The following is a 21,355-nucleotide window of genomic DNA, read 5'->3' on the forward strand; positions in this document are numbered from 1 at the left end:
ATGACGGGAAAGGGGTGGCAAAAAAGGGCGCCCGGAATGGTGGGGGCGATTGCCCTCTTGTGCCTGGCAACAGTGGTGCAGGCCGAGGTTCGGGTGACCGATTTTCAGGGACGAACGGTTACGCTGGAGAAGCCCGCCGAGCGAATCATTGCGTTGGCACCCCATATTGTGGAGAACGCCTACAGTGCCGGCGCGGGAGACAAGCTGGTGGCGGCGGTCAATTACAGTGATTTCCCCCCCGAGGCCAAGGATTTGCCTCAGCTGGGGGGCTACAAGGCGGTCAGCGTTGAGGCGATCGTCGCCCTGAAGCCGGACCTGGTCTTGGTGTGGCGCTCGGGCAATGGGGACACGCTGCTTCGCCAGTTGGAGCGGCTGGGCTTGACCGTTTACGTCGATGAGCCGCGAACGCTGGAAGATGTCGCCCGGGCGGTTCGGGACATCGGTGTTCTGGCAGGCTCGGAACCTGAAGCCACGGAGAATGCCCGGGCCTTCACCCGGCGGCTGGAAGGGTTGCGCGCCGAGTACAGCGGGCAGTCGCCGGTGACGGTGCTGTATCAGGTATGGAACCAACCGCTGCAGACGCTCAACGGAGAGCATCTGGTGAGCGATGTCATCCGTTTGTGCGGTGGGCGCAATGCGTACGCCGACGCCGAGCCCATCGCGCCCAAGATCAATATGGAAACGGTGCTGGAACGGGACCCCCATGCCATTGTGGCCAGTGGCATGGGGGACAATCGCCCCGAGTGGCTGGACGAGTGGAAAGAGTGGCCCGGGCTGACCGCCGTCAAACAGGACAATCTGTTTTTCGTGCCGCCGGATCTGATCCAGCGGCACACCTTCCGGATACTCGACGGCGCCGAGTTATTGTGCCGGCACTTGAGCACCGCCCGGAGACGACTTAGCGCTCCGTAAGCGTGCTCGACTCCTTGAGGTTGACCGGGTGGCGCAGTGCATCCAGCGCTTGGGCCGTGAACCGTTGGTAGTCGGCGTAGCGGGTGGCCCCGAACCGCCCGGCGTTGATCTCGAAGCGGAACTGCCGGGTCGCGCTTTGCTCATCCGCCTTCCAGTCCGATTCGAAAGCGCCGAACTCGGAGCGTCGCTCCCGCCGACTCTGTTTGCTCAACCGGATTGCCTCCTGATGCGGTGCCCGGTAGGAAACTTCGGTTTCGAACACCAGGGGGTAACTGACTTCGAAGTCGGTCTGCCGGTCGTTCACCCAATGGCTGCTGAGGTAGTAGTGCTCCCAGTAGGCCGGGTCCAGCACAAGGTTCTGGTCGTTCCAGAAGCCCATGGGGCTGACCCGATAGCGAAGGTTCAGTACCAGGTCCTTATCGGTGGCGAAGAGGTGGTCGACGCTCAATGACTCCACCGCGACCGGTTCGCCTCCCTCTCCCAGAAAACGCTGTACCCAGTTGAGGCGTTCGCGCGGCTCGATGTTTTTGAGGTGACTGCGCAGAGTGGAGGCGAAGTAGGCCCCCATCCGCACTTTTTCGGTCACTTGCAGGTCGCCGTTGGGTTGGACCTCCAGGTTCCGCCGGATACGGACCCGACTGCGATCGAGTTCCGGGACCGCTACCAGTTCCGGCTTGTCACCCAAGGTCAGGGTCCAGGAGCCACCCAGGCCGTCGGGGGAGACCGCGAGTAAATCAATGTCTTTGTTGGTGGCGTCGATAAAGGTTCCCCCGCGCCACTCGGGCAGGTAGACCACCATATGGTCGAACTGGTCGATGCTGGGCATATCCGGGTCCACGGGGCCGGACAGGTTCGCCAGGGCCAGCTCGGCGGGAATGCCGGCTTCGCGCAACAGCCGCCACAACAGGACTGAATGATCCTTACAGTCCCCGAAGCGGTCCTGCAGGATTTTCGAGGGCGGGTTGGGGGTGTAGCCGCGCACGCCGAACTCCAGTGCTTTGTAGGTCAGCGTTTGCTGCACATAGCGGGCGAGGGCGGCGATGCGGGCTTCGGTGTCCTTCGGGTTCAGTTCGCCGGTCAGTTGCTTCACCAATGATGGCAGCTCCGGGCTCTCGGCGAGAATCAGGTCGTTGACCCGCTGGCGGTAATCGTCGCCGGCGCTTCGCCACTGATTCTCGCTCACCAGCACGACACTCGCCATGTACTCTTCGTCATTGACCTGCATGGGTTCCCAGAGAGCAGGGGTAGGGTTTTCCACGGTCCAGAGCAGGCTGTTTTTCCGTTTTTTGGGTTTGGGGGCGTTGGTCTGGTTGTAGAGCAGGTCCTCAAGCTTGCCTTCGATGTACAGGGCCGCCAGGCCGATGGGTCGCTCACCGGACAGGTACAGGCGCTCGAACGAAAACTCGTCGGCGACGGAGCGTTGCTCCAGGGTGTAGACGAATTCGATACGGTAGTTGGGTGCCAGCCCCGCCACTGGAGCGCGTACCACTTTGCCGAACGTGGCCTGATCGTAATCGGCGGCATCGCCGATGTAGAGGCTGCTGCGATCCAGCTCCGAGACTTTGCGACCCTCGGTATCAAAGACTTCGAGCCGGTTGATGTACAGCTTTTCGGATAGCGGATTGAACCGGGCGTAAAGCGTGCTGTGGCGCTGAACCCCGGCCTGGTCATGCACTTTGATATGGCGCACGTGGGTGGTCTTGAGAGGCTTGTCCGGGTCGTAGTGATAGGCGGTCACGGTGAGCGGGTAGTGGGAGTCGTACTCTTCGATGCCGGTTACCTCGTCGGGCGCTTCAAGCTCGGGCCAGGCCACCGCTTCGATGGGCTGGTTGATTGACGCCGAGTCGCCCTTTCCCAGTTGCGCATTGGTGTAACGCAGGTATTCGGTGACATTGGCGTCTCCGGGCTGAAGGACCAGCGCCTGCTCAAAGGACGCCTTGGCGTCGTTGTAGCGCTCCAATTGGTATTGGGCGTCGCCGCGGTAGTTGTAGACCAGCGCTGAGCCGCGGCCCTGGTCAATGAGTTTGTCACTGAAGGCCACCACGCGCTCGTACTCGCGCATGGCGCCCAGCACTTCCATGCGGGTGATGTCCAGATTGGCGGAGCGAATGCCCCGGTTTTCGGCCTCGTCGAGCGTTTTGAGTGCCTCCTGGTAGGCTTCTCGCGCCACGGCCAATTCGGCCAAAGCCTGCACGGCTGTTACCCCCGGCTCTTTCGGGCTGTACTTGAGGGCCACGGTATTGGCCCGGTCCAGTCGCCCCAGTTCGACCAGACTCTGGGTGTAGGCATAGAGGTCGTCCTCGGAGAGTTCCCCCAATTCAAACCCCTGGCGGTAGTGTCGGGTCGCCTCTTCGTAGTTGCCGAGGTGGTATTCGAACCAGCCCAGCCAGCCTTTCACCATGGCCTCTTCCTGTTCCGCAATGGCGGGGCGTTTCATCAACTGCAGTCCGGCGCCGTATTGGCTTAACTGGTTGTAAGTGGAGGCGGCGTTGTTGATATAGACGGTGTCCGTCGGGTCGAGGGTGGCCGCGAGGCGGAAGCCCTCCACCGCGGCCAGGTAGTTCTCCACACCGTGGAAGTAGAGCCCGGCGGCGTTGTAGAACCAGGCCCGGGCCAGTTCAGTGGCGCTGTTGTGCGGGGTGGTGAAGTGGAGCCGGTCCACGAGCTCATCGGCCATGGTGTCCAGAGCGGCGTCGTCCAGGGTGGTCCAGACCGTGAGCATCAGCGCGCAGTCGCCTCGCTCAATCACGTGGTAGCGGAAGCGGAAGGGCAGTTGGCCCTCTCGCGGGCGCACGGACTCCCAGACGCGGGCGGTTTCGCCGTCGATCAAGAGAGTCCCCTCGGCGCGAGCCCCCGGGGTGGGATACTGGTGCCCCATGCTTCTCAGCAACGCGAAGTTGACCGCTTCGGGGCCCGGTTGCCAGTCCTCGAAACAGGCGCTCACCGCCACAAATGCGCCCTGCCAGCGCTCCGCACCCACATCGGGGTGGGAGACGTGCTCATCGATGTTGTCCCAGTGGCGCCATTCGGTGCCCTCCAGTTCCAGCCGGTAGCCATAGTCAGAACGGAAAGTGGTCATCAACGGAGGTTCGGCATCCGTGGGCGTCGCGGCGCTCTCGGGGCGGTTCTTGGCGGCTTCGGTCAGCGCGGGCATACCCAGGCAGGCCAGTATGAGAAGCAGGGCGCTGAGGGGGGCGGGAAAGCGGAAATTCTGACGCATGCAGGGGTCCTTTTGGGGTCGCCTTGACGGCTTGTTATCTCAGGAGCGTCCCGGCGGTTGATCTTTTGGGTAATACTAGCGGGATTGGGCTCTGGGGGCAATTCATGTGCCCACGTCGGAGTGGCGGGCAATTTGGGTGGTGACAGGCGGCGGGAAAATGCTAGTATCTGGCCCTGCTTTCTTACCGGCGCCCGGTGCGGCGCTTGAGAATAACAAACGAGGACAACCGAGGTAGTAACGTGTCGAAACAACTTCTGATCTACAACAACATTCAGCCGGTCTCCAGCGAAACGCACCGCGATTGGGCCATCCAGATCGAGAATCACGCCTTTGCGGCCGAAGTGAACTCGGTTCCGCTGCTGGCCACCGAAATCGCCTCCGTCGCCCGTGAATTGCCGGTGATTTTCGCCAAAACCCAGGACGATGGTGGCTTTGTGCCCCTGGGCGTACTGGGCCTGAAGAAAGGCCAGAACCTGTTCCTGGACGACAAGCAGCGCCTGACCCTGCGCTACATTCCGGGCTTCTTGCGCCGCTATCCGTTCGCCTTCGCCAACGATGGCAAGAGCGAGAACTTCACCCTGTGCATCGACGATCAGTTCGAAGGCTGGAGCAAAGATGGCAGCAAGGGTAAGCGCCTGTTCACCGAGTCCGGCGAGCAGACCGAAGAGCTCAAAGGCGTGATGGACTTCCTCAAGGATTACCAGTACCGCGCCGAGCTGACGAATGCGTTCTGCAAGAAGCTGTCCGAGCTGGAACTGCTGGAGCCCATGGAAGCCAACATCAAGCTCAAAGACAATCAGGAAGGCGGTGGTTTCAACCTGACCGGTTTCTACGTGGTCAACCGCGAGAAGCTCAAGGCGTTGAAAGACGAAGAAGTTCTGGATCTGTTCAAGAAAGACGGTCTGGAAATCATCTTCAGCCACCTGCAGTCCATGCAGAACCTGAACGGTCTGGTGAACAAGTACTCAGAGCAGTCCAAAACGGCCGCCTGATACCGTTACAAGTCCGCTCATAAAAAACCCGCGTCCTTTTTGGGCGCGGGTTTTTTTGTGAACGCCAATTTTCCGTGACCGCGCTTTGTCATCCGCCTTCTTTGGTTTCGTGAATGCGAACGGTCAGCACGTCGCAACTGGCGCCGTGGAGGATGTCGGTGGCGGTGGTGCCCAGAAGGCGCTTCAGGCCTTTTTCTCCGTGGCTGCCGGCCACGATCACATCCGCCCCGAGCTTCTCGGCCAGGTAGTGAATCTCCGTGGGTGGGTCGCCGAACAGGATGTGGATGTGATCCGGTGGCACTGCCAGGTCATGGGTGTATTCGTGGACTTTGGGGTACAGCTCCTGCCGAACCTGCAGTTCACCGTGCCGGTGGTTTTTACCCGTGCTGCTGCCCAGTGCGGTGACCGGGTGTTCGGCGACGTAAACCAGGTGCAGGTGGTGCTCGTTGTCGGTCAGCCTGCGGGCGGCCTCGATGACAACGGAGGAATCCGGCGACAAATCCAGCGCCACCAGGATGGTTGTGTATCCGGGCATAGACGTCTCCCCTATAAGTGTTACTGTTATTGTAGTCTACCGGGGACGGTGATCTGAAGTGAGTTGGCGTCAGTACCCCCCCCCCCCTGAAGGCTCAGCCTCAATCCATTGACCAAGGTTGGAGACGGTCTCTATGAGTACAGACAATCACCCTCGCGAGATTCTGCTGACCGGTGGCACCGGTTTTATCGGCGTGCCTTTGTGCCACGCCTTACAGAAACGGGGTGATCGGCTCACGATACTGACGCGCGATACCCTTCGCGCCGCCAAGACACTCGGCACCGGGGTCAACCTGGTGAGCGAATTGAAGCAGTTGCCCGACAAACCCATCGATACTGTTATTAATCTCGCCGGTGAGCCGCTGGCGGCCGGTCGGTGGAACGAGCGGCGCAAAGAGGAATTTCGACGCAGCCGTATCGGTACCACCGAGGCGTTGTTTGAGCACTTTCAGTCCCGCGGGCAGTTTCCCGAGCGGATGGTAAGCGGTAGCGCCATCGGGTTCTACGGCGATGGGGGAGATGCTCCCCTGACTGAAAGCAACGATGCTGGTAGCGGCTTTGCGGCGCAGTTGTGTCTGGATTGGGAGGCGGTCGCCGAGCGGTTTTCCGACCATGGGACCCGGGTCTGCCGGTTGCGCACCGGGATCGTGTTGGGCGAGGGTGGGGGTGCCCTGCAATCCATGTTGCTGCCATTCAAGCTGGGGCTTGGCGGTCGACTGGGGTCAGGTCGGCAGTGGATGTCCTGGATTCACCGGGACGACATTGTCGCGTTGATTCTTCATTGCCTGGATTCGGAATCGCTGTCCGGACCGGTAAACGGCACAGCCCCCAACCCGGTGACCAATCGGCAGTTTACCCGCACCCTCGCCAAGGTATTGCACCGTCCGGCCATTTTTCCGATGCCGGCCTTTGTGTTGCGAACGCTGATGGCGGATATGGCGGACGAGCTGCTTTTGGCCAGCCAGCGGGTGCTGCCCGAGGTGGCCATCGAAACGGACTTTCGGCATCGCTTCCCGGATCTGGAAGTGGCGTTGGAGAATATTCTGAAGAAACGCTGAGAACTGTTAAAAATATTTTCACCCAGAGTCTTGAAAAGCGGTTGGTTGCCCCTATTTTTTACTTGAGCCCGCTCGATAGAGGGGCTCGGTCACCGGCCAGTAGGCGGCATGCGTCGCCAACGTTCGGTGGCAATCAACTGAATTGACTTGATCATTGTGATAAGTCACTACCCCAATATTGCTCTGAAGTGAGGATATTACTATGCGTAGCTTTGATTTTTCTCCCCTGTATCGTTCGGCCATCGGTTTCGATCGCATGGCAAGCCTGCTCGATAACCTGAGCCGTGCCGAGCAGAACCAGCCGAGTTACCCACCGTACAACATCGAGTTGACGGGTGAGGACCAATACCGGATTACCATGGCAGTGGCCGGTTTCGATCGCTCGGAACTGAACATTGAAGTCAATCAGAACAACCTGACCATTTCCGCCAACAAGGAACCCGAGAACGAAGAGCGCACCTACCTGCATCAGGGCATTGCCGCCCGGAATTTCGAGCGCCGTTTCCAACTGGCGGACCATGTGGAAGTCAAATCGGCGACCTTTGAAAACGGCCTGCTGCACATCGAACTGAAGCGGGAAATTCCGGATGCGATGAAACCCCGGACCATTCAGATTGAGGACAGTCAGGGCGATGTCAAAAGCGTTGCCCATGACCGCAAAAGCGAAACCAAGGCGGCTTAACCTGGTGCGCTAAAAACGCACGATGAAGACGCTGAAAAGCCGGGGGAAATCCCCGGCTTTTTTATGGTGGTTATTTTTTGGGGTGTCATTCGGCACTAAACAATTTTGCCCGCACCGTGGCACGGTACTCCCGGGGCGTGGTGGACAGTTGTTTTTTGAACAGCGTCGTAAAGTAACCCGTATCCTGATAGCCCACCTTGTCCGCGATTTCTCCAATCGTGAGGTTGCTGGTTTTTAGCAGGTCCCGGGCGTTGTTGATACGGATTTCCTGCAAATATTCCAACGGCGTCTGGCCGGTGGCGGCCTTGAAGCGACGATTCAGGGTTCGGGAGCTGAAGCCGAAACGTTGGGCTACCTGCGCGAGCGAAATGGCCCGGGGGTAGTTGTCCTGGAGCCAGAGCTGAATCTGCACAATGTCTTCATCCGGGTGACGGCTGTGGGCGTCCTCGAAATAGCCGCTGTTTTCATAAGAGCGACGAATTTCGTGGGAGAAGTGCCGCTCCACATGACTGGCAATGGCCTTGCTGTAGAGGCGTTGAATAAAGTGCACGGTCAGGTCGGCCAGGGAGTTGACGCTGGCGGCGCAGTAGAGGTTGCCGGCCTGGGTGATGAAGTACTGGCGCTTGAGTTGTACGTCCGGATAATCCCTCTGGAACTGGTCGAAGTAATGCCAATGAGTGGTGGCGGCTTTGCCCGAAAGTAGGCCAGCTTCGGCGAGAAAACAGCAGCCGGTTCCGACGGCGCTGATCAGCGCGCCGTTCTGGTATTGCTCCCGAAGCCAGTCGAGTACTTCCGGTTGACGCCGGATCACCGGCCGGGGGTTGCGCCAGAAGCCGGGAACGTAAACCAGATCCGGTGAGGGCGAATCGGCCAGAGCGTAATCCGGGGTCCATTGCAGGCCGGAACGGGTGGTGGCGGGCTCCCCCCGGGCGGAGACGGTGCTCAGGCGCAGCCGGGTGCGATTCAGGCCCCGGTCCCGCAGGCTGGCGCTTTCCGCCGTGAGCAGCATTTCCATCGGCAGGGTGGCGCTGGTGGCGAGCATATTGTCGCTCAGTAGAAAGGCGATCCGGATGGGACCGCCGGGATCTTGCGGCATATCGAACTCCTATTGGGCATTTTGGCCAAAATACCATAAGTTTTGTCCAGAACAACCATGACAATCCCGCCACAGACCAATACACTCTCCCACTATTCGTGCTCGGTCCGTCTGCCTCCTGCTGGCGGCTGCTGTTGAATTGTTGGGGAGTTCTCTATGTCATCACTGCCGGTCATCGTGGGTTTCGGCGGCTTCAATGCCGCTGGCCGAAGCTCGGGTCATCATGCCTATCGTCGGATGATTCTGGAGAGCTTACCCACACCGGAACGGCAGGAAACGCTGGCCGGCCTGGCGGTGCTGATGGGGTTCGTCAGTTTTGAGGACGGTGCCTATCGGGACGCTGATGACCGGGCCTACGACCTTGCGGAAATTGAGAGCCAGTTCGGCCCGGCCATTATTGAGGGTAGCCTGATTCGCCGCATTGATCCCGACCTGTTCGACGTGGACGCCGCCCACTGGCAAAAGAACGCCGAAATTTCCAACGGCGGTGAACCGCTCAGTTTTGAATTGCACGAGCGTGACCTGCCGGACCCGCTGCCGTCGGACTGGGTGATTGAGGAGATGGGGGAGCGCAGGGTCCGGGTGACACTGCCTGGCTCGGTTCAGGTGAAATGGGACAGCTTTCGCGAGCTGCCGGTCAAATCCGCCGGCCAACTTCCCAAGGGGTTCAACCCTGGCGCCCTGTACAACTCCCGCTTCCACCCCCGCGCCCTGCAAATGACCGTGATCGGCGCCTCCGATGCGGTACAGTCCATCGGGATTCCCTGGCCCGATATCGCCAAAGCGGTGCGTCCGGATCAGGTCAGTGTATACGCCAGTAATGTCATGAGTCAGCTGGACGAGGCTGGTATGGGAGGCCTGTTGCAGGCCAGACTCCGAGGTGGCCGGGTCAGCACCAAGCAGTGCCCCCTGGGCCTGAACAGTATGCCCGCCGACTTCGTCAACGCCTACATCATTGGCAGCGTCGGCCAGACCGGGGCGATCGCCGGGGCCTGTGCCTCCTTCCTTTACAACCTGCGCGCGGCGGTGGAAGACATCACCGCCGGGCGCTGCCGGGTGGCGGTGGTGGGCAACGCCGAGGCGCCCATCACCCCCGAAGTCGTCGACGGCTACGCCACCATGGGCGCCTTGGCGCCCGAGGACAAGCTCAAGAAAATTGATGGCGCCGACCACACCGACCCACGGCGTTCCAGCCGTCCGTTTGGCGAAAATTGTGGTTTTACCATCGCTGAGGCGAGCCAGTATGTGGTGCTGATGGACGATGCCCTGGCGGTAGAGCTGGGCGCCGATATTCACGGCGCGGTCAACGACGTGTTTATCAATGCCGACGGTTTCAAAAAATCGATCTCGGCGCCGGGCCCGGGCAACTACATCACCATGGCCAAAGCGGTGGCCTCGGCGCGCGCCATTCTGGGTGAGGAGGCGGTCCGTGAGCGTTCTTTCGTCCAGGCTCACGGCTCCAGTACTCCGCAGAACCGGGTGACCGAGTCGGAAATTTTCCATCGGGTAGCCGAGGTGTTCGGCATCAGCGAATGGCCGGTAACGGCCGTCAAAGCCTATGTGGGGCACTCGCTCTCCGCGGCCAGTGGAGAGCAGCTGATCAACAGCCTGGGCGTGTTCAAATACGGTTTTGTGCCGGGCATCAAGACCATCGACCGGGTGGCCGACGATGTCTTTGCCGAGCGCCTTCGCCTTCCGCTCAAGGACCTGGACCGCCGCGAAAAACCGCTGGATGTGGCTTTTCTGAACTCCAAAGGCTTTGGCGGCAATAACGCCACGGCCAGCGTGTTGGCGCCGCGCGTGGTCGAGACCATGTTGCAGCGCCGTTACGGCGATGAGGCGTTCAAGGCCTATGCCAAGCGTCGGGAGCAGACCCGCGCCAACGCCGCCGAATACGACCAGAACGCCACCAGGGGGCAGTTCAACACCCTCTATCACTTTGGCGAGGGCATGATCGACGAGCAGCAGATTGAGTTTGACGGCCACTCACTTCGACTGCCCGGAATGGCTCAGGCGGTGGACCTGAATCTGCCCAACCGCTACGGTGATATGACCGAATAGCGCCGCTCCCCGGCGGGCCGCGTCCGGCGTGGTCCGCCAATTGCTTACACACCCTATACAAAGGCAGATCTTTCCCTTAAAATACCGCGCCTTTCGCACCCGCTGTGCGATTGCGTCTTTTCACCGGGTGTCGGTCAGTGCCGGACCCAATTGGAAATTACAGGAAAATCCTCAATGGTAACTATTCGTCTGTCACGTGGCGGCTCCAAAAAACGTCCGTTTTATCACCTGAACGTAACCGACAGCCGCAGCGCACGTAACGGTCATTACATCGAGCGTGTTGGCTTCTTCAACCCGATTGCCCGGGGTCAGGAAGAGCGTCTGCGCATCGACAATGAGCGCATCGAATACTGGGTAAGCCAGGGTGCTCAGATGAGCGATCGCGTTGCCGGCCTGCTGAAAGAGCAGAAGAAGCAAGCGGCGGCCTAAGCCGAGCCCTTTGCAGCATATGGCCGAGTCCGAGCCCCGCAATAAAGGGTCGAACCTGATTGATGTCGGGCGGATAACGGCCGTATTCGGAATTCAGGGGTGGGTGAAAATTCACTCCTTCACCGAACCGGCGTCGAATTTGTTCGACTACGGTCCCTGGTGGCTGAAAACAGCCCGCGGGGTGAAAACGGTGGAAATTGACGCGAGTCGTCCGCACGGCAAAGGGTTTGTCGCCCATATCAAGGGCGTCGACGACCGCGATCTGGCGGCCCATTACACGGGCATCACCATCGCGGTCGAAAAGCAGCAGTTGCCCGACCTGGAAGGGGACGACGTTTACTGGTTTCAGTTGCAGGGCCTGAGGGTCATCAGTCACTGGGACGGTAAGGCGTTGGATCTGGGGCGCGTGACGCGCCTGATGGAAACCGGGGCGAACGATGTTCTGGTGGTGCTGGGCGATGCCGACAGTATTGACCAGAATGAGCGCCTGATTCCCTATGTGCCGGAGCACTTTGTCCGGACGGTCGATCTCGAGGCAGGGCGCATCGAGGTGGAATGGGACCCGGAGTTCTAGTGGGATCCAACCCCATGGCACCGAAAGGTTCGGGGGCTCGATGAGCGACAGCCCGATCAAGTTGGCGGTCGTCAGCCTGTTTCCCGAAATGCTGGAAGCGGTGACTGCTTACGGTGTTACCGGCCGCGCGGTGAAGCAGGGGCTGATTGAGGTGCAGTGCTGGAATCCCCGGGATTTCGCCAAGGACAAGCACCGTACGGTAGACGACCGACCCTACGGGGGCGGGCCCGGCATGGTGATGATGGTGGAGCCGCTGCGTGACGCCATTGAAACCGCAAAGGGTTGGGTGGGTGCACAGGCTCCCGTTATTTATCTGTCGCCCCAGGGGCAACCCCTGAACCAGAAGGGCGTAGAGACACTGGCGGAGATGGGCCCCATGGTACTGGTGGCCGGCCGGTATGAAGGACTTGATGAGCGGTTGTTGGACACCGTGATTGACCAGGAGTGGTCCATTGGTGATTACGTATTGAGCGGCGGCGAGTTGCCGGCGATGGTGTTGATCGACGCGATCACACGATTGATTCCGGGTGCTCTCGGGCACGCTCAGTCAGCGGAGCAGGATTCCTTCGCCGAAGGGTTGCTGGACTGCCCGCACTACACCCGCCCGGAAGTGTTCGAGGGTCGGGAGGTTCCGGAGGTGTTGAAGTCCGGTGACCACGAAAGAATTCGGCGCTGGCGCCTGAAACAGGCGCTGGGGCGGACCTGGCAGAAACGGCCAGATTTACTGCAAGCAATAGACTTGAACGAGGAACAGCAATCGCTGTTGACGGACTTTCGTCGGGACCTTGAATCGAAACACTCTAGCTGTGAAGCTACAGAGTCTCATCAGGAGAAAAGGCATGACTAACAAGATCATTCAGGAGCTCGAAGCCGAGCAAATGAAAAAAGACGTACCCGACTTCGCCCCGGGCGATACCGTTGTGGTACAGGTTAAGGTCACCGAAGGCAACCGCGAGCGTCTGCAGGCCTTCGAGGGTGTGGTAATCGGTAAGCGCAACCGCGGCGTGAACTCGGCGTTCACCGTTCGTAAGGTTTCCCACGGTGTGGGCGTTGAGCGTACTTTCCAGACTCACAGTCGCCAGGTTGACAGCATTCAGGTCAAGCGTAAGGGTGATGTGCGTCAGGCCAAGCTGTACTACTTGCGCGACCTCACTGGTAAGGCGGCTCGTATTAAGGAAAAGCTGTCCTCCTAAGGGACACGCGAGTTCGTTGCGAAAAACCGGAGCCTTTGTGCTCCGGTTTTTTTATGTCTGTTTTAAAGTGGTGTTTTTTTTCAGAAGGGGCTTCGTAGTTGAGTGCTCCGGGTGGGTATACCACCGTGAGACACGCCGTAAATACATCCCTGTAGGCTCGAATCGCGGGTCCCCCGCTCCACGGTCTCGCAGTGGTATACCCTCCCTCCGCAGCAGTAGCGTAACCTCTGTGGAGATGGCGCCCTAAAAATACTCTCACGTAGGGTTGGTAAGGCGGTAGCCGCCACCTACCATTCCCCCGCAATCGGTTCTCCTTCACCTTTTTCCGTAGGTGGCGGCTACCGCCTTACCTACGCTACGCAAGAATGGAGTTACGAGGGAGTGTGACGATTGGCACTGAGGCGATGTGTGAGGTATACCCCTTCGAGACTCTCTGACGCCTACATGGATGTAGGTGCTAGTGCGACGCAGGAGCCAAAGCCGCGGTATGGATGCCGATGAGAAGCCTACACGGATGTATTCACGGCGGGTCTCGGAGGGGTATACCTCACACACCGCCGGACGAGATACAGCCCCGAAATAGATCTGTGCTATCCTCGTGCTCATTAAAGAGCGACAGCCCCTGATGCCCGTGACCTTACCCGCCCAAGAAATCCAGACCCTCGAACAATACCTCGACGCCATCTGGATGGAAAAAGGCCTGAGTGAAAACACCCTCAGCTCCTACCGGCGCGACCTCGAAACCTTTGCGCTGTGGCTGCACGAGAAAGCCGGGAAAAGCCTGCTCTCGGCCGACGCCATCTCCGTCTACGACTACCTGGCCCATCGTCACAAAAGCCATTCGAGTCGCTCCACCGCCCGGTTTCTCTCCTGCGCTCGTGGCTTCTACCAATACCAGGTCAGGGAAGGGCGCCTCAAAGAAAACCCCCTGGCCCTGGTCGACAACCCCAAGCTGCCCAAACCCCTGCCCAAATCCCTCACCGAAAGCGATGTCGAACGCCTGCTGGCCGCGCCGGACCTGGAAGACCCCGTGGGCTTTCGGGATCGAACCATGCTTGAGGTGCTCTACGCCTGCGGGCTTCGGGTCAGTGAGCTGGTGGGGTTGACCGTTAGCCAGATCAACCTGCGCCAGGGCGTGGTCAGAGTCACCGGCAAAGGCAGTAAGGAGCGGCTGGTGCCCCTGGGAGAGGAAGCCGTGGACTGGGTGAGCCGTTATCTGCGCGAAGCGAGACCTGTGCTCTTGCATAATGCGCCCATTGAAGTACTCTTCCCCAGTACGCGCGCCCGGGAGATGACGCGCCAGACGTTTTGGCACAGAATCAAACATTGGGCGCAGGTGGCGGGCATCGAAAAGCCGCTGTCTCCACACACTTTACGACACGCTTTCGCGACCCACCTATTGAACCATGGGGCCGATTTGCGGGTCGTACAGTTGTTGCTGGGGCATAGTGACTTGTCCACCACCCAGATTTACACCCACGTGGCCCGGGCACGTATGCAGGAGCAGCACGCGTTGCACCATCCCCGTGGCTAGCTGGGTGAGCCCGAGGCCATTGGCATACAATATCGAATAAACCAGAACGACAGGATTGATCCCATGTTGAAACAACTTGCAATCGGCATTTGCGCGCTTCTCGGCGCCGCGACGGTCAGTGCCCAGGAAATGAGCACCGAAGATAATATCATCAAGGCGCTTTCGGAGGCCCGCCCCGACTTTGAATTTACCGATGTGCGCCCATCGCCCATCGAAGGGCTGTACCAGGCACGCGTGGTGGGTGGTCCGGTGCTGTACGTCACACCGGAGGCGGATCTGATGATCGCCGGAGAGATTTTCTCCATCGAGCAGGGTGGCTTCGCCCGCTATGAAGACCCCGCCATGGTGGAGCAGCGCAAGCAGCTTGCCGCTTCCCTGGATGAGAAAGACAGCATTGCCTTCGCCCCCGAGGGTGAGACCAAGGCTGTCGTGTATGTCTTCACCGACGTCGATTGCGGCTTCTGCCGCCGTCTGCACAGTCAGATGACGGAATACCAGGACGGGGGCACCACCAAGCCCGGCTATAATGACCTGGGTATCGAAATTCGCTACCTGGCATATCCGCGCGCTGGCGTGGGCAGCCCTTCCGCCCAGAAGCTCGAAACCGCCTGGTGCTCCAAGGACCAGCAGAAAGCGCTGGATCGCCTGAAAAACCTCCAACCCGTGGACACCAAGTCCTGTGAGAACAACCCGGTGGCGGAGCACTACCGCCTGGGTGGTGAGTTTGGCGTCAACGGTACCCCCGCGCTGGTTCTGCCGGGCGGCAAGATGCAGGCTGGCTACGTTCCGCCGGAGCAGCTGGCCCAGATCCTCGGAATTTGATCCGGGGCGTCTATGACGCCAATTGACACCTCGCAAGCGGCCCAGTAAGGTTGCTTCCCCGCGCCTCGCTCCGGGGCGCGCGATCCAGTAGAATAGCCATTTTCGCCCGCCAGTGCCCCGCACTGGCGGGCGTCACGTTACTAGCAGGGCCCATTTCCAGCAGGGCTCATTCAAGGTAAGGGGAGAGAAGCTTGAAACCGGTCAAAATAGGCATCTGTGGCCTGGGCACCGTGGGTAGTGGCACGGTCAACGTCCTCCAGCGCAATACGAAAGTGATCAACGCCCGTGCCGGTTGCGATATCGTGATCGGGCAGGTGGCCACTCGGCGCGACGACGTCAACTGCGATATCGACGGCCTCAAAGTCACCCGCGATATCTTCGACGTCGCCACCAACCCGGACATCGACATTCTCGTCGAGCTGATTGGCGGTATCGACACGGCCCGCGAGCTGATCCTCAAGGCCATTGAAAACGGCAAACACGTGGTCACGGCCAACAAGGCCCTGATTGCGGAGCACGGTAACGAAATTTTCGAAGCGGCGAACAAGAAGGGCGTCACCGTGGCCTTCGAAGCCGCCGTGGCCGGTGGTATCCCCATCATCAAAGCCATCCGTGAAGGTCTGGCGGCCAACAAAATCGAGTGGCTGGCCGGCATCATCAACGGCACCGGCAACTTTATCCTGACTGAAATGCGCGATAAGGGTCGCGGCTTCTCGGAAGTGCTGGAAGAAGCTCAGGAGCTGGGTTACGCCGAAGCCGACCCGACTTTCGACGTGGAAGGTATCGATGCCGCGCATAAACTGGTGATCCTTGCCTCCATTGCGTTCGGTATCCCTCTGCAGTTCGATAAAGTCTTTACCGAGGGTATCAGCCGCATCGCTCCTCAGGACGTGCAGTACGCGCAGGAACTGGGCTACCGCATCAAGCATCTGGGTATCGCCCAGCGCGGTGCCAAAGGCATCGAGCTACGCGTGCATCCGACGCTGATTCCGCAGAAACGCCTGATCGCCAACGTCGACGGTGTCATGAACGCGGTCCTGGTCAAAGGTGATGCGGTCGGTCCGACCTTGTACTACGGCGCGGGCGCTGGTGCCGAACCCACAGCCTCCGCCGTGCTGGCGGACATCGTGGATGTCGCCCGTACCCTGACCGCCAACCCGGAACACCGCGTACCCTATCTGGGCTTCCAGCAGGAAAAGCTGCGGAGCGAACTGGAAATCGTCCCGATTGAAGAAATCGAGACGGCCTACTACCTGCGTATGTCTGCTTTGGACAAGCCGGGCGTATTGTCCCAGGTGGCCCAGATCCTGAGCGATTCGGGAATCAGTATCGAAGCGTTGATTCAGAAAGAAGCGGCGGATGAAGAGGAAATCGTTCCGCTGATTCTGCTGACCAACCGCGCGGTGGAAAAACAGTTGGTGGAGGCGATCATCAAGATCGAGTCCCTGAGTTCCATCACTGGTCCGATTACCCGGATTCGGGTCGAGCCGTTGAAGTAGGAATAATGTCGTGAAATACATTAGTACGCGGGGCCAGGCCCCGGCTCTCAACTTTGAAGAAGTGGTACTGACTGGCCTGGCGCCGGACGGTGGTTTGTACGTACCGGAAACCCTGCCCGAATTCAGTCAGGAAGAAATCGCCTCCTGGGCAGGTCTGAGCTACGAAGAGCTGGCCTTCAAAATCATGGCCCCGTTTGTCTCGGGCGCCGTGTCCGATGAAGAGCTCAAACAGATCATCACCGAAGCCTACAGCACCTTTCGTCACGACGCGATTGCACCGCTGGTGCAGACCGGTCACAACGAGTGGATTCTGGAACTGTTCCAGGGGCCGACGCTCGCCTTCAAGGATTTCGCGCTGCAGTTTCTGGGGCACCTGCTCGACCACCTGCTGAAAAAGCGCAACCAGAAAGTCGTCGTCATGGGCGCCACCTCCGGGGATACCGGTTCCGCCGCCATCGAAGGCTGTCGCCGTTGCGACAATATCGATATTTATATTCTGCATCCCTACCAGCGCGTGTCCGAAGTCCAGCGCCGGCAGATGACCACGGTGCTGGAAGATAATGTCCATAACATCGCTTTGAAGGGAAATTTCGACGATTGCCAGAACATGGTGAAAACCAGCTTTGGTGACCAGTCGTTCCTGCCCGAAGACCGGCAGTTGGTGGCGGTGAATTCGATCAACTGGGCGCGCATCATGGCCCAGATCGTTTACTACTTCTACGCCGGTTTGGCCCTGGGCGCTCCGGGACGGCCGGTCTCGTTTTCCGTGCCCACCGGTAATTTCGGGGATATTTTTGCGGGCTATCTGGCCAAGCGTATGGGGCTGCCCATCGACCAGCTGGTGATTGCCACCAACAGCAATGACATCCTGCACCGCTGCCTGAGTGACAACGATCACAGTAAACAGTCGTTGCAGCACACGCTCTCACCCAGTATGGACATCATGGTCTCCAGCAATTTCGAGCGCATGCTGTTCGATCTGTATGACCGTGACGGTGACAAGATTCGCGGCTTGATGGAAGACTTCAAGTCCGGTGCCATGCATCTGGACGAGTCGGCGCTGAGCAAAGCCAAAGAATTGTTCAGCAGCCACAAAGTCGACGACGAGACGATGTTGGATGTCATTCGAGATGTGTTTGCTCACACCGAGTACCTGCTCGACCCGCACACCGCGATCGGTCTGAAAGCCGCGCGCGAAACGCGCCGTCGGCAGGACATCCCCATGGTCTGCCTCGCCACCGCCCATCCGGCCAAGTTCCCCGAAGCGGTACGCAAGGCCGGACAGGAAAGCGACCCGGCATTGCCGACGCACATGGCGGACCTGTTTCAGCGTGAAGAACGCTACGATGTGTTGGACAATGACATCGGTACGGTGCAGTCCTTTATCGCGAAAAATCTGAAAGCCTGATGCACAAAACCATCCTCCGCCGCACGCCGCCCGAACACACTCCGGAGACGCCGCTGGCGGGGGATTTGCCCCCGCTGTTGGATCGCCTTTATCGCCTTCGGGGCGTGTCCCGTTCCGAGGAGTTGCAACACAAGCTTCAGCTTCTGCATAAACCCACGTTCAAAGGGCTTGATGAGGCAGTCGCCCTCTTGGCGGATGCTGTGGAAGCGCAAGCCAATGTGTTGATCGTGGGCGACTTTGATGCCGACGGTGCCACCAGTTCGGCGCTGGCGGTGTTGGCGTTGCAGGCCATGGGCCTGTCCTCCGTGGACTTTCTCGTTCCCAACCGTTTTGAATATGGTTACGGCCTGACCCCGGAAATTGTCGAGGTCGCGGCGGCCATGGCGCCGGATGTGATTGTGACGGTGGACAACGGGATATCCAGTGTCGAAGGCGTGAAGGCGGCGCAGGAGCTGGGCATTGCGGTGGTGGTCACCGACCATCACTTGCCGGGCAGCGAACTGCCTCCGGCGGAAGCCATCGTCAACCCCAATCAGCCCGGTTGCACCTTCCCCAGCAAAAACCTCGCGGGCGTGGGCGTGATTTTTTACGTCATGAACGCGCTCCGAACCGAGCTGCGCCAACGCAACTGGTTCCGGGAAGGCCGGGTCGAGCCCAATATGGCCAGCTACCTCGATCTGGTGGCGCTGGGCACAGTGGCCGATGTGGTGCCTCTGGATCACAACAATCGGATCCTGGTGTCTCAGGGGCTGCAGCGTATTCGCGCCGGGGTGGCGCGTCCCGGCATCATCGCTTTGTTGGACGTGGCCGGTCGGCAAATGCACCGGCTGGTGGCGAGCGACCTGGGGTTTGCCATTGGCCCGCGCCTGAATGCGGCGGGCCGCCTGGATGATATTTCCCTGGGCATTCAGTGCCTGATGTGCGATAGCGACTCCCTGGCCCGGGAAATGGCGCTGGCGCTCGATGAGCTCAACCGCGATCGCAAGGCGATTGAGAGCGGCATGCAGAAAGAGGCCCTGACGATGCTGGGCCGGCTGCAATTGCGGGAAGAGGAAGAAGAACTCCCTTGGGGCCTTTGCCTGTATGACGGCAATTGGCACCAGGGGGTGATCGGTATCCTCGCCTCGCGCATCAAAGATCGTCTGCACCGGCCGGTCATCGTCTTTGCCGACTCTGGCGAAGGCGAAATCAAAGGGTCGGCGCGCTCTATCCCCGGGCTGCATATTCGCGACGCGCTGGACGCGGTGGCAGCGCGTCACCCTCACTTGCTGAACAAATTCGGTGGCCATGCCATGGCGGCCGGAATGACCCTGGCCCGGGAAAATTTCGACGATTTCCAGAAGGCGTTTGATCAGGAGGTCCGGCGCCAGCTGCAGCCTGAAGACCTTCAGCCGGTATTGATCAGCGACGGCCATCTTAGCCCGCAAGACGTCAACCTTGAGCTCGCCGCGCTGCTGCGCCAGGCGGGCCCCTGGGGCCAGCATTTCCCCGAGCCATTGTTCGATGGTGAATTTGGCCTGGTTCAGCAGCGGTTGGTGGGTGAAAAGCACCTGAAGATGACATTGGCACTGGACGCTCAGGGCCAACACCTGGTGGATGCCATCGCCTTCAATATCGACCCGGAGCTCTGGCCCAACGACAGCGCACAGCGCGCCCGATTGGCCTACCGGCTCGACGTCAATGAGTTTCGAGGGCGGCAATCGGTCCAATTGATCGTCGAATATCTAGAGGCGATTACCTAGCAGAAAAAGGGTTGGCATAAGTGCTAACCCTTTTTTTCAACCTTCCGGGGCGAGCCCACAGTAGGCCAAGCTCGCCCTTTCTCGTATGTGTTCAAAATTCTGTGGTTACGCTGCATCCAAAGTGGGACTTCAACCGTTAGGTGTATAGTTGTCCCATCAATCCAATAACGAAAGAGATCAAATATTATGGATGAGCCTTCCAACCCTTATTTGCCCCTGCTGAGCCGAACCGCACAGGGCGATGAAGGCGCGTTTGCGCAGCTCTACAGAGCGACCTCCGGCAAGCTCTATGCCGTCAGCCTGCAAATGCTCCATCGTCAGGACTGGGCGGAAGACGTCGTTCAGGAGGCGTTTGTGCGCATTTGGCACAATGCCGGGGAATACCAGTCCGAAAAGGGCACGGTCCTTTCCTGGATGATCAGTATTGCTCGCTATCGTGCTCTGGACATGTTGCGCGCCGCGAAAAGCCGGCGGGAGACCAGCGAGGAGGAGGGCCCCACTCAAGAGGACCCTCACTCCCCGGAGGTGGCGCTCTATCAAAAGCGCGAAAGGGCGGACATTGACGATTGTATGGACCTCCTGGAGGGCTCTCAGCGCCATGCCATTCATTTGGCGTACTTCCTGGGATTGACGCACTTTGAGGTGTGTAATCGGTTGGCCTCGCCCCTGGGGTCGGTGAAGAGCTGGATTCGCCGAGGCCTGGAACGTTTGAAAAGGTGCCTTGAACCATGAATTATCTGACACAAGAGCGTCGCAATGCGCTGGCAGCCGAATACGCGCTCGGGACCCTTCAGGGGCCGGCGAGGGTACGTTTTCAACAACTGATGATGGAACACAGAGCACTACGCAAAACCGTCTGGCACTGGGAGCGCGGACTCAACGGTTTGGGGGAAGCTCTGCCGGAACAGTCGCTTCGCCCCGAAGTGTGGGAGCGTATCAAGTCCCGCTTGGGGATGGAGGGCCGGAACGATGGTTCAGGCAACACTTCTGATAATATCGTGCCGATATCCAGCGGGGCGTCGCGACAACCAAGCCGTTCCTGGCAGTGGCTTGCGGGCCTTTCCACGGCGGCGGCGATTATTCTCGCCGTACTGTTGGTCTGGCAACCCGGCGGCATTACAGAACCCGAAAGTGCGCAACAGTTGGCCGTGGTCCAAAATGAAGAGGCGGAGCCGCTGTGGTTTATTGAGGTGGTCGAATCGGCGATTCGAGTTCGAGCGACAAGCCAGTTGGATCCGCGCGCCAATCGCGATTACGAGCTTTGGTTGGTGGCTGCCGACGGCCGCGACCCGGTGTCTCTGGGGCTGTTGCCCAAGCGGGGGACCGGTGAGCTCCCTCGCAGTGATCTGTTAGATCAGGTTGAGGTGGCCGCGTTGGCCGTTAGTCTGGAACCGTTGGGTGGCTCCCCCACGGGGCAACCGACAACGGTGCTCTATACGGCGAAACCTGTGACGCTGTAGTCGTTACGTTGTTGATCAAAGCCCGCCTCGGCGGGCTTTTTTTATGGCTTTAAAAATCCCTTATTTCAAAACGGGATAGAAAGTCGCGATCGGCGTGCAAAGAATTATCAAAAAAACACATTTTTTTGAATCCAAAAGC

Annotated in this window: 19 protein-coding genes; 16 read left to right on the plus strand and 3 right to left on the minus strand. The window is 59.5% G+C overall.

What is annotated here, in order from left to right:
- Nucleotides 1-912, plus strand: a complete 912-nt coding sequence (locus G547_RS0106455; protein ID WP_245573408.1) for a cobalamin-binding protein — start codon at nucleotides 1-3, stop codon at nucleotides 910-912.
- Here G547_RS0106455 and G547_RS0106460 read toward each other — a convergent pair.
- On the minus strand, nucleotides 899-4,132 hold the full coding sequence (locus G547_RS0106460) for a DUF3857 domain-containing protein (protein WP_027329143.1): 3,234 nt from the start codon (nucleotides 4,130-4,132) through the stop codon (nucleotides 899-901). The genes G547_RS0106455 and G547_RS0106460 overlap by 14 nt on opposite strands.
- Before the next feature lie 239 nt (nucleotides 4,133-4,371).
- Between G547_RS0106460 and G547_RS0106465 the strand changes: the two genes are divergently transcribed.
- Nucleotides 4,372-5,124 (plus strand): SapC family protein, encoded by a 753-nt coding sequence (locus tag G547_RS0106465; protein WP_027329144.1) that lies wholly within the window; start codon nucleotides 4,372-4,374, stop codon nucleotides 5,122-5,124.
- Between the two features lie 88 nt (nucleotides 5,125-5,212).
- Here G547_RS0106465 and G547_RS0106470 read toward each other — a convergent pair whose 3' ends face one another.
- Complete coding sequence (locus G547_RS0106470; RefSeq protein ID WP_027329145.1) at nucleotides 5,213-5,659, minus strand: universal stress protein; 447 nt, start codon at nucleotides 5,657-5,659, stop codon at nucleotides 5,213-5,215.
- Between the two features lie 133 nt (nucleotides 5,660-5,792).
- Here G547_RS0106470 and G547_RS0106475 point away from each other — a divergent pair, with 133 nt between their 5' ends.
- A complete protein-coding gene (locus G547_RS0106475) occupies nucleotides 5,793-6,716 on the plus strand; it encodes a TIGR01777 family oxidoreductase (protein WP_027329146.1) in 924 nt (307 codons plus the stop codon).
- A gap of 202 nt (nucleotides 6,717-6,918) precedes the next feature.
- Nucleotides 6,919-7,398: an Hsp20 family protein gene (locus tag G547_RS20415; RefSeq protein ID WP_036187410.1), complete on the plus strand. Its 480-nt coding sequence runs from the start codon at nucleotides 6,919-6,921 to the stop codon at nucleotides 7,396-7,398.
- Between the two features lie 85 nt (nucleotides 7,399-7,483).
- Here G547_RS20415 and G547_RS0106485 read toward each other — a convergent pair whose 3' ends face one another.
- Nucleotides 7,484-8,494: a GlxA family transcriptional regulator gene (locus G547_RS0106485; protein WP_027329147.1), complete on the minus strand. Its 1,011-nt coding sequence runs from the start codon at nucleotides 8,492-8,494 to the stop codon at nucleotides 7,484-7,486.
- Nucleotides 8,495-8,650: 156 nt separating this feature from the next.
- On the opposite strand from G547_RS0106485, the gene G547_RS0106490 reads away from it, so the two are divergent.
- The 12 genes from G547_RS0106490 (at nucleotide 8,651) to G547_RS0106545 (ending at nucleotide 21,216) form a co-directional block, all read left to right on the plus strand.
- Nucleotides 8,651-10,555: a beta-ketoacyl synthase gene (locus G547_RS0106490; RefSeq protein ID WP_027329148.1), complete on the plus strand. Its 1,905-nt coding sequence runs from the start codon at nucleotides 8,651-8,653 to the stop codon at nucleotides 10,553-10,555.
- A 174-nt stretch (nucleotides 10,556-10,729) separates the two neighbouring features.
- Nucleotides 10,730-10,984 (plus strand): 30S ribosomal protein S16, encoded by a 255-nt coding sequence (gene rpsP, locus G547_RS0106495; protein ID WP_027329149.1) that lies wholly within the window; start codon nucleotides 10,730-10,732, stop codon nucleotides 10,982-10,984.
- A 19-nt stretch (nucleotides 10,985-11,003) separates the two neighbouring features.
- The gene (gene rimM / locus G547_RS0106500; protein ID WP_036187525.1) at nucleotides 11,004-11,558 is read left to right on the plus strand and encodes a ribosome maturation factor RimM; all 555 of its coding nucleotides are present in this window, start codon (nucleotides 11,004-11,006) and stop codon (nucleotides 11,556-11,558) included.
- Between the two features lie 40 nt (nucleotides 11,559-11,598).
- Nucleotides 11,599-12,405, plus strand: coding sequence for a tRNA (guanosine(37)-N1)-methyltransferase TrmD (trmD, locus tag G547_RS20420; protein ID WP_036187412.1), 807 nt, complete (start codon nucleotides 11,599-11,601; stop codon nucleotides 12,403-12,405).
- A complete protein-coding gene (gene rplS / locus G547_RS0106510) occupies nucleotides 12,398-12,751 on the plus strand; it encodes a 50S ribosomal protein L19 (RefSeq protein ID WP_027329151.1) in 354 nt (117 codons plus the stop codon). The genes trmD and rplS overlap by 8 nt, the downstream gene beginning before the upstream one ends.
- A 625-nt stretch (nucleotides 12,752-13,376) precedes the next feature.
- Nucleotides 13,377-14,285, plus strand: coding sequence for a site-specific tyrosine recombinase XerD (xerD, locus tag G547_RS0106515; protein WP_051234944.1), 909 nt, complete (start codon nucleotides 13,377-13,379; stop codon nucleotides 14,283-14,285).
- 63 nt (nucleotides 14,286-14,348) lie between these two features.
- The gene (locus G547_RS20425) at nucleotides 14,349-15,107 is read left to right on the plus strand and encodes a DsbC family protein (protein ID WP_051234946.1); all 759 of its coding nucleotides are present in this window, start codon (nucleotides 14,349-14,351) and stop codon (nucleotides 15,105-15,107) included.
- Nucleotides 15,108-15,298: 191 nt separating this feature from the next.
- Nucleotides 15,299-16,606 carry a homoserine dehydrogenase gene (locus tag G547_RS0106525; protein WP_027329153.1) on the plus strand — a complete coding sequence of 436 codons (1,308 nt, stop codon included), beginning with the start codon at nucleotides 15,299-15,301 and terminating at the stop codon, nucleotides 16,604-16,606.
- A 10-nt stretch (nucleotides 16,607-16,616) separates the two neighbouring features.
- Entirely contained in the window at nucleotides 16,617-18,014 is a 1,398-nt protein-coding gene (thrC, locus tag G547_RS0106530) for a threonine synthase (RefSeq protein WP_027329154.1), read from the plus strand.
- Nucleotides 18,014-19,756, plus strand: coding sequence for a single-stranded-DNA-specific exonuclease RecJ (gene recJ / locus G547_RS0106535; protein WP_051234948.1), 1,743 nt, complete (start codon nucleotides 18,014-18,016; stop codon nucleotides 19,754-19,756). Before thrC ends, recJ begins: the two co-directional genes overlap by 1 nt.
- Before the next feature lie 186 nt (nucleotides 19,757-19,942).
- Entirely contained in the window at nucleotides 19,943-20,488 is a 546-nt protein-coding gene (locus G547_RS0106540) for a sigma-70 family RNA polymerase sigma factor (RefSeq protein WP_027329156.1), read from the plus strand.
- The gene (locus G547_RS0106545) at nucleotides 20,485-21,216 is read left to right on the plus strand and encodes an anti-sigma factor (RefSeq protein WP_027329157.1); all 732 of its coding nucleotides are present in this window, start codon (nucleotides 20,485-20,487) and stop codon (nucleotides 21,214-21,216) included. Before G547_RS0106540 ends, G547_RS0106545 begins: the two co-directional genes overlap by 4 nt.
- The last annotated feature ends 139 nt before the right edge of the window (nucleotides 21,217-21,355 follow it).

Source organism: Marinimicrobium agarilyticum DSM 16975, assembly GCF_000423345.1.
In the GTDB taxonomy this organism is placed as follows: Bacteria; Pseudomonadota; Gammaproteobacteria; order Pseudomonadales; family Cellvibrionaceae; genus Marinimicrobium; species Marinimicrobium agarilyticum.